The organism is Bacillus sp. J41TS8, from assembly GCF_018333035.1.
Lineage (GTDB): Bacteria > Bacillota > Bacilli > Bacillales > Bacillaceae > Bacillus > Bacillus paralicheniformis.
In genome coordinates this window covers 79,799-87,762 of record NZ_BORF01000006.1, presented here as the reverse complement: position 1 = coordinate 87,762, position 7,964 = coordinate 79,799, and the positions used below count along the sequence as shown (strand labels likewise).

General features: G+C 45.0%; 1 protein-coding gene. It reads left to right on the top strand.

Going from position 1 to position 7,964, the window contains the following annotated elements:
* Positions 1–79: 79 nt before the first annotated feature.
* Entirely contained in the window at positions 80–7,897 is a 7,818-nt protein-coding gene (bacB, locus tag KI350_RS10275; RefSeq protein WP_041817244.1) for a bacitracin non-ribosomal peptide synthetase BacB, read from the top strand.
* The last annotated feature ends 67 nt before the right edge of the window (positions 7,898–7,964 follow it).

Here is a 7,964-nt window from a genome sequence, read left to right as displayed (position 1 = left end):
ATTGTACAGCTGCCCCATTTTCCTTAAAAAAACCGATTCTGATATTGGCCGCAAGTCTGACGAATGGAGTGAGATGAGTATGAGCATAATGGACTTCATAAATGATTTGAAAAAGAAAAATATCACCTTATACCATAACAAGGGAAAAATCAAAATCATCGGTCCTCAAGAATTATTGACGGCTGACTTAAAACAGCAAATCAAGCGGTATAAAGAAGACATCATCGCAGCGCTGGAAGCGGGCGAAACGGACATTGAGCGAAGCTTTCCGAAAGCGGCGCCGTCTAAAAGCGGAACCTACCCTTTGTCAAGGGAACAAAAAAGGATGTTCATTTTAAATCAGCTTGATGACAGCAAAACGGCCTATAACATGCCGCTGGCGGTAAAAATAAACGGTGAAGTTCAAATCAGCCGACTTGAACAGGCATGGAAAGCACTCATCAAACGGCATGAATCGTTAAGAACTTCTTTTGTCATGCTCGATGGCGAACCGGTGCAGAAAATCGAACAGGAAGCCGAGTTCCGACTTGAATACAGCGAGTTGGGGGATCAAAGCATTCAGGAGAAAATCAGCCGTTTCATCAAACCTTTTGAATTAGAAAAAGCCCCGCTTTTAAGAGCGGAAATCGTAAAAGTGGATGAAGCTGAGCATATGATGATGGTTGATATGCATCATATCATTTCAGACGGCGTCTCTATCGGAATTTTAATGAAGGAATTCGCCGACTGCTGTGAAGGCAAAGAATTGTCTCCGCTGGCGGTTCAGTATAAAGATTATTCAGAGTGGCAGAGAGACATCGAGCAGCAGAGCCGGTTGAAGAAGCAGGAAGCGTATTGGCTCAATACCTTCCGGGGAGACATTCCGGTATTGAATATGCCGCTCGATTTTCCGAGACCGAAAATCCGAAGCTTTCAAGGAAACAGAACGGTTGTGGAATTGGATCAGGACACCACAAAAAAACTGAAGACGATCGCCGCAAAAAACGGCGTTACAATGTACATGCTTCTTTTGGCAGGCTACACCATTCTGCTGTCAAAATACACCGGACAAGAGGATATCATTGTCGGCTCGCCGATTGCCGGAAGACCGCATGCCGATTTAAACGGGACAATCGGGATGTTTGTCGGCACCCTTGCGCTGAGAAACCGGCCAAAGGGGAACATGACATTTAGCGAATATGTCCAAACGGTCAAAAACAATACGCTGAAAGCCTATGAAAATCAAGATTATCAATTTGATGCATTGATCGAACATCTGGGCTTGACACATGACATGAGCAGAAACCCGCTGTTTGACACGATGTTTGATCTGCAGCATGCGGATGATTTCGCATCTGAAGCCGGCGGGGGGCATTTTGAAACGTATGATATTCCATTTCATGTCGCGAAATTCGATGTAAGCCTGACGGCATTTTTGCATGGAGACAACCTGAAATTTGATTTCCAATATTGCACTGATCTGTATAAAAAAGAAACGGTTGAAAGAATGGCCGGACATTTTTTGAATGTTTTAAAAGACGCTGCTCATCACCCTGAACTGGCGTTAAGCGAGATTAGGATGATGTCGGAAGAGGAGAAAGACATCATCTTACATACATTCAATCATGAGAAAACAGATGGTCCGAAAAACAAGACACTCAGCCGGCTGTTTGAAGAGCGGGCTGAAAAAACACCCGATCACACCGCTGTTATATTCGAAGATCAGCAATTGACATATCGAGAGCTGAACGAAAAGGCCAACCAATTGGCCTGGCTTTTAAGAGAGAAGGGTGTAAAGCCGGATACAATTGTTGCGATCATGACAGACCGTTCACTCGAGATGATCATCGGGATTATCGGAATATTAAAAGCCGGCGGAGCCTATCTGCCGATTGATCCGGATTATCCCGAGGACAGAGTCAAATATATGCTGGAAGACAGCGGAGCTGATATGGTCGTTATCCAGGAGCCCTTTAAATCAAAAATAGACGGGCGTCAACTGATAACCGCCGAAGATACCCGGTCTTTCAGCAAAGAAAATCTCCCAAATGTCAACAAGGCTTCTGATTTGGCATATGTAATTTATACTTCGGGTTCTTCTGGCAGGCCGAAAGGTGTCATGACGACTCACCGTAATGTCGTTCATTATGTTGATGCTTTTACGAAAAGGATTCCTTTAAGCGAACATGATACAGTTTTGCAAGTCGTATCCTTTTCATTTGATGCATTTTCTGAAGAAGTCTACCCTATTTTAGCTTGCTCAGGGCGCTTGGTGATCAGCAGAAAAGTAAGCGATCTGAACATTGATGAACTGGTGAAAACGATCGGGAAGTATCGTGTCACACTTGTCAGCTGCTCCCCGCTTCTATTAAATGAAATCGATAAAAATCAGCACTTAACCTTTCATCCGCAGATGAAATTTATCAGTGGAGGCGACGTATTAAAATTTGAGTACGTCGAAAATATCATCAAAGGCGCCGACGTTTACAATTCCTACGGTCCAACGGAAGCGACAGTTTGCGCTACCTATTATCAACTAAGCAGCGCAGACCGCAAAAAAACGAGCATTCCTATCGGCAAGCCTTTAAGCAATTATAAGGTATACATTGCAGATCAATACGGCCGGCCGCAGCCGGTTGGAGTACCGGGCGAACTGCTGATCGGCGGCGAAGGGGTCGCAAGGGGATATTTGAATCATGAAACATTGACAAAAGCGGCCTTTGTGGTGGACGAATCAGGCGAGAGAGTATATCGTACAGGCGATTTAGCAAGATGGCTGTCTGACGGAAACATCGAGTTTTTAGGCAGAATCGACAGCCAAGTCAAAATCCGCGGCTATCGGATCGAACTGGAAGAAATCGAACACCGGTTGCTGATGAACGATAATATCAATGAAGCCATCGTGGTGGCGAAGGAAGATCAGGAAAACAGCAAATATCTATGCGCCTACATCGCATTCAATAACAAAAACGCAGATATTGAGCAGGTTCAAGAACGTTTGGCGAAGGACCTTCCGGAGTATATGATTCCGTCCTGCTTTATCAAGCTTGATCAAATTCCCCGCACGATCAATGGAAAGGCTGATCTTAAGGCATTGCCGGAGCCGGATCGAAGGGCATTTGCCCAAGCCCGCTATGAAGCCCCGCGCAATCAAACGGAAGCCTTACTTTTATCGATCTGGCAGGACATCTTGCCAGCGGAACAGATCGGGATTAACGACCATTTCTTTGACATCGGCGGACACTCGTTGAAAGCTTTTTCAATGGCCGCGAAAATTCAATCGGCATTAAAAGTCGAAGTGACACTAAAGGAAATCTTCAATCATTCGACGATTCAAGACTTGGCAGCTTATATCGCACAAAAACAAAAACAAGTTCAATCCGACATTCAAAAAGCGGAAAAGAAAGAATACTACCCGCTTTCTTCCGCTCAAAAAAGGCTGTATATCCTTAATCAGATCGAAGAAGGCCAAACCGCCTACAATATGCCTTTTGCGATGAAAATAAAAGGTGAGCTCCAAACGGACAAGGCCGAGAAGGCCTTCAGAACGCTAATCAAAAGACATGAGAGCTTAAGAACATCCTTTGTGACCATCAATGGCGAACCCGTTCAGAACATAAACGAAGAGGTCACATTTGAAATGAAATACCGGGAGCTTGACAATTGCAGCCTTCGGGAACGGATGAATCAATTTATCAGACCGTTTGAACTGGAAAAAGCCCCTCTTCTGAGAGCGGAGCTGGTGAGGGTGAACGCAGCCGAACACATTCTCCTGCTTGATATGCACCATATCATTTCCGATGGCGTGTCAATCGGGATCTTGATGAAAGAATGGGCGGCTTTATATGAAGAAAAAGAACTTGCACCGTTAAAGATCCAGTATAAAGATTATTCCGAGTGGCAGCGAGAGTCCTGGCAAAAAGACCGGTTGAAAAAACAGGAAGAATACTGGCTATCCGTTTTTCAAAACGACATTCCTGTTCTGAACATGCCGACAGACTTTCCAAGGCCGCAAATGCAAAGTTATGAAGGAGATCGAATCGCATTTGCAATCGAAAGAGAGCTGACGGATAAGCTGAAAAAAACAGCGAAAGAAAACGGAGTCACGATGTATATGCTGCTGTTGGCCGGGTATACAATACTCCTTTCGAAATACACCGGACAGGAAGATATCATTGTCGGTTCGCCGATTGCGGGGCGAACCCGGGAGGAGTTGGAACAGACGGTCGGGATGTTCGTAGGCACCCTTGCGATGAGAAACCATCCAAAAGGCGGCAGGACATTCATTGAGTATTTGCAAGATGTAAAAGAAAATACGTTTAACGCCTATGAAAATCAAGATTATCCTTTCGATGAACTCGTAGACAAATTAGATTTGGAACGGGACATCAGCAGAAATGCCTTATTTGACACAATGTTTGATATGCAGGCGCTGGATGATGCAGAGCCTGATATAGAGGGATTGCATGTTGAACCCGTCGATTTGGAGTTTCAGATTTCAAAATTCGACTTGTCGCTAACAGCAGCAGAGTCCGCAGGCGTCATTACGTTTCACCTGGAATTCTGCACAAGGCTGTATAAAAAAGAAACCGCCGAAACGCTGGCGCAGCATTTCGTGAATATCCTAAGAGATATTTCCGATCATCCGCAGAAGACATTAAACGACATCAGCATGCTTTCAGAAGAAGAAAGACACACAGTGCTGTATCAATTTAATGATACGAACACCGAACACCCGTCAGGGATTTTTTCTGAGCTGTTTGAAGAGCAGGCCGAAAAATCACCGAATCATCCGGCGGCGGTCTTCAAAGATCAAATGTTGACATACCGCGAATTAAATGAAAAAGCGAATCAATTGGCCAGAACATTGCGGCAAAAAGGGGTTCAGCGGGAGTCAGTAGTCGGAATCATGGCGGAGCGTTCGTTGGAGATGTTGACAGGCATATTGGCGGTTCTAAAGGCCGGCGGGGCGTACATGCCGATCGATCCGGGGCTTCCGAAAGAGCGCATCCAATATCTCATCACGGATAGCGGAGCTGATCTATTGCTGACCCAGCATCAGCTTATTGGCAGCATCAGCTTTGCCGGAGAAATCATCCAAATCGATCAGGCCGATGCTTACGACACGGATGGAAGCAATCTGGAGCATCTTAATTCCCCCGGTGATTTGGCATACGTCATCTATACCTCGGGTACGACGGGAAACCCAAAAGGCGTGATGGTCGAGCACCGCAATATCATTCATGCCCACTATACTTGGAGAAAGCACTATGAATTGGCATCATTTTCAGTTAACCTGCTCCAGCTTGCCAGCATGTCGTTTGATGTATTCGCGGGAGATTTATGCCGCAGTCTTCTCAACGGCGGAACAATGTATATAGTCCCGGATGATGTCAAACTGGAAATGAATCTTCTGTATGACATGATCAACAAATACGGCATTCATATGTTGGAATCGACGCCAAGCCTGATCATTCCTTTGATGAAATATATCGATCATCACAAGCTTGACTTTTCAAGCATGAAGCTGTTGATCATGGGTTCTGACACTTGCACGATCAAAGATTATAAGTGGCTCGTTGAACGGTTCGGACAAAGGATGAGAATCATCAACAGCTATGGCGTCACAGAAGCTTCTGTCGATTCCGGCTATTATGAGGAAGCTTTGGATCGGATTCCAGAGATTGCGAATACGCCGATAGGAAAGCCGCTGGACAATACAGCATTTTATATATTGGATCCCTCATTAAACCCGCAGCCGGTCGGCGTTTATGGCGAGTTGTACATCGGCGGTGAAGGGATCGCGAGGGGATACTTAAACAAACCGGAACTCACGAAGGAAAGGTTTGTTCCAAATCGTTTTGCCGCCGGGGGGAACATGTATAAAACGGGAGACTTGGCAAGGTGGCTGCCTGATGGAAATGTCGAATTCCTCGGGAGAATCGATCACCAAGTCAAGATTCGCGGTTTCAGAATCGAAACCGGCGAAATTGAAACGAAGCTTTTGGAAAATCAAAACATCAGCGAAGCTGTCGTTATAGACCGGGAAGATAAGAAAGGACATAAGTACCTGTGCGCCTATATTGTCGCTCGAGCGAAAACAAACACAAATGAACTGAGGGAATATTTGTCCGATCACTTACCGGACTATATGCTCCCTTCCTATTTTATTCAAATCAACAAGATGCCTCTCACACCAAACGGAAAGATCGATCGAAAAGCGCTTCCTGAACCTGCCGGAGACGTCATAGCGGCAAGCGGATATGAAGCGCCGCGTAATGAAACGGAAGAAAAGCTGGCCGCTGTTTGGCAGGAAGTGCTGGACAGGGACAAAATCGGAATCAACGATAATTTTTTTGAAATCGGGGGAGATTCAATTAAGGCTCTGCAAATCGTTTCAAAATTATCAAGAGCCGATCTCAAGCTTCAGGTTAAAGATCTGTTTACCAATCCGTTCATCAGACACCTCAGTAAATATGTCAAAAAAGAAACGAAAGCACGCACCAGCGAAATCGTGCAAGGGCAAGTGCCGCTGACCCCTGTGCAAAGGTCGTTTTTTGAAGCGAATCAAAGGGAGCAAAACCATTATAATCAAGCGTTTATGCTCTACAGGGAAAACGGGTTTGCTGAAAGGATCGTCGAAAAGGTTTTCCGTAAACTCACAGAACACCATGATGCATTACGGATGGTCTATTGGGAGAAGAACGGTGACATCATTCAGCATAACCGCGGCTTGGAAGACAGCGTCTTCGATCTGTATGTCTATGATTTGAAAACGGAAAAAAATCTCGAGAAAACCGTTTATCAGATAGCGACGAATATTCAAAAAGACATATCCATCAGCGAGGGCAAAATGATCAAGCTCTGCGTGTTCAAAACAACGGAGGGAGACCATCTGCTGATTGCGATCCATCACCTTTTGGTAGACGGCGTGTCCTGGAGAATATTGTTCGAGGATTTTGAAGCGGCATACGGTCAAGCCCTGCAAGGCAAACCGATAGAGCTCGGTTATAAAACGGATTCGTACAAGACGTTTTCCGAAAAACTGGCTGAGTACGCAAACAGCAAAAAGCTCCTGAAAGAACAAGAATATTGGCGGGAGATATCCAAAGGAAAGATGGCATTCCTCCCTAAACATCGCCAAGCGGCACATGATAACTATGAAAATAGCAGAACACTCAGAATATCCCTCAGCCAAACGGAGACGGAACAGCTCCTGAAAGAGGCGCATAAAGCATACAATACGCAGATCAATGATCTCCTGTTAACGGCTTTGTTGATCGCCTCAAGGCAGCTGACGGGGGAAAACAGGCTGAAAATTCTTATGGAAGGCCATGGAAGAGATGATATTTTGCAAGATGTGGATATCACGAGAACGGTCGGCTGGTTTACCGCAATGTATCCGGTATTCATCGACTTAGAAGATGAAGCAGACTTGTCTGTGATGATTAAGATCGTGAAAGAAACTTTGCGAAAAATACCGAATAACGGAATCGGATACGGCATCCTTAAGTATTTGAGAAAAGACGAAGGGCTTTTAAAGGATGAAAAGCCTCCGATCTTATTCAATTATCTTGGTGAGCTCGATCATGATCTGACGACTGAACAATTTTCATCGTCAAAGCTTTCGGCAGGTCAAAGCATCGGAGAAAAAAGTGCAAGGGATGCTTCTGTTGAAATCGATTCAGTCGTTGCCGGCCGGCAATTGATGATCAGTACGACATTTAACGAATACGAGTATTCTCCAGATACGATCAGCGAATTGAATCAAGCATTCAAAGAAAGTTTGCAAATGGTCATCAGCCATTGCACGGGCAAACATGAAACCGAAAAAACGTCCTCTGACTACGGTTATGACAAACTCTCATTGGAAGATCTAGAAGAATTATTAAATGAATATGAATCTGTCGACAGCTAGAAATCCTGACAAAAGAGATGAAAAGTGGTTAACCTGCTGCTTAAAAAATGGGCGGCCCATGTGGATC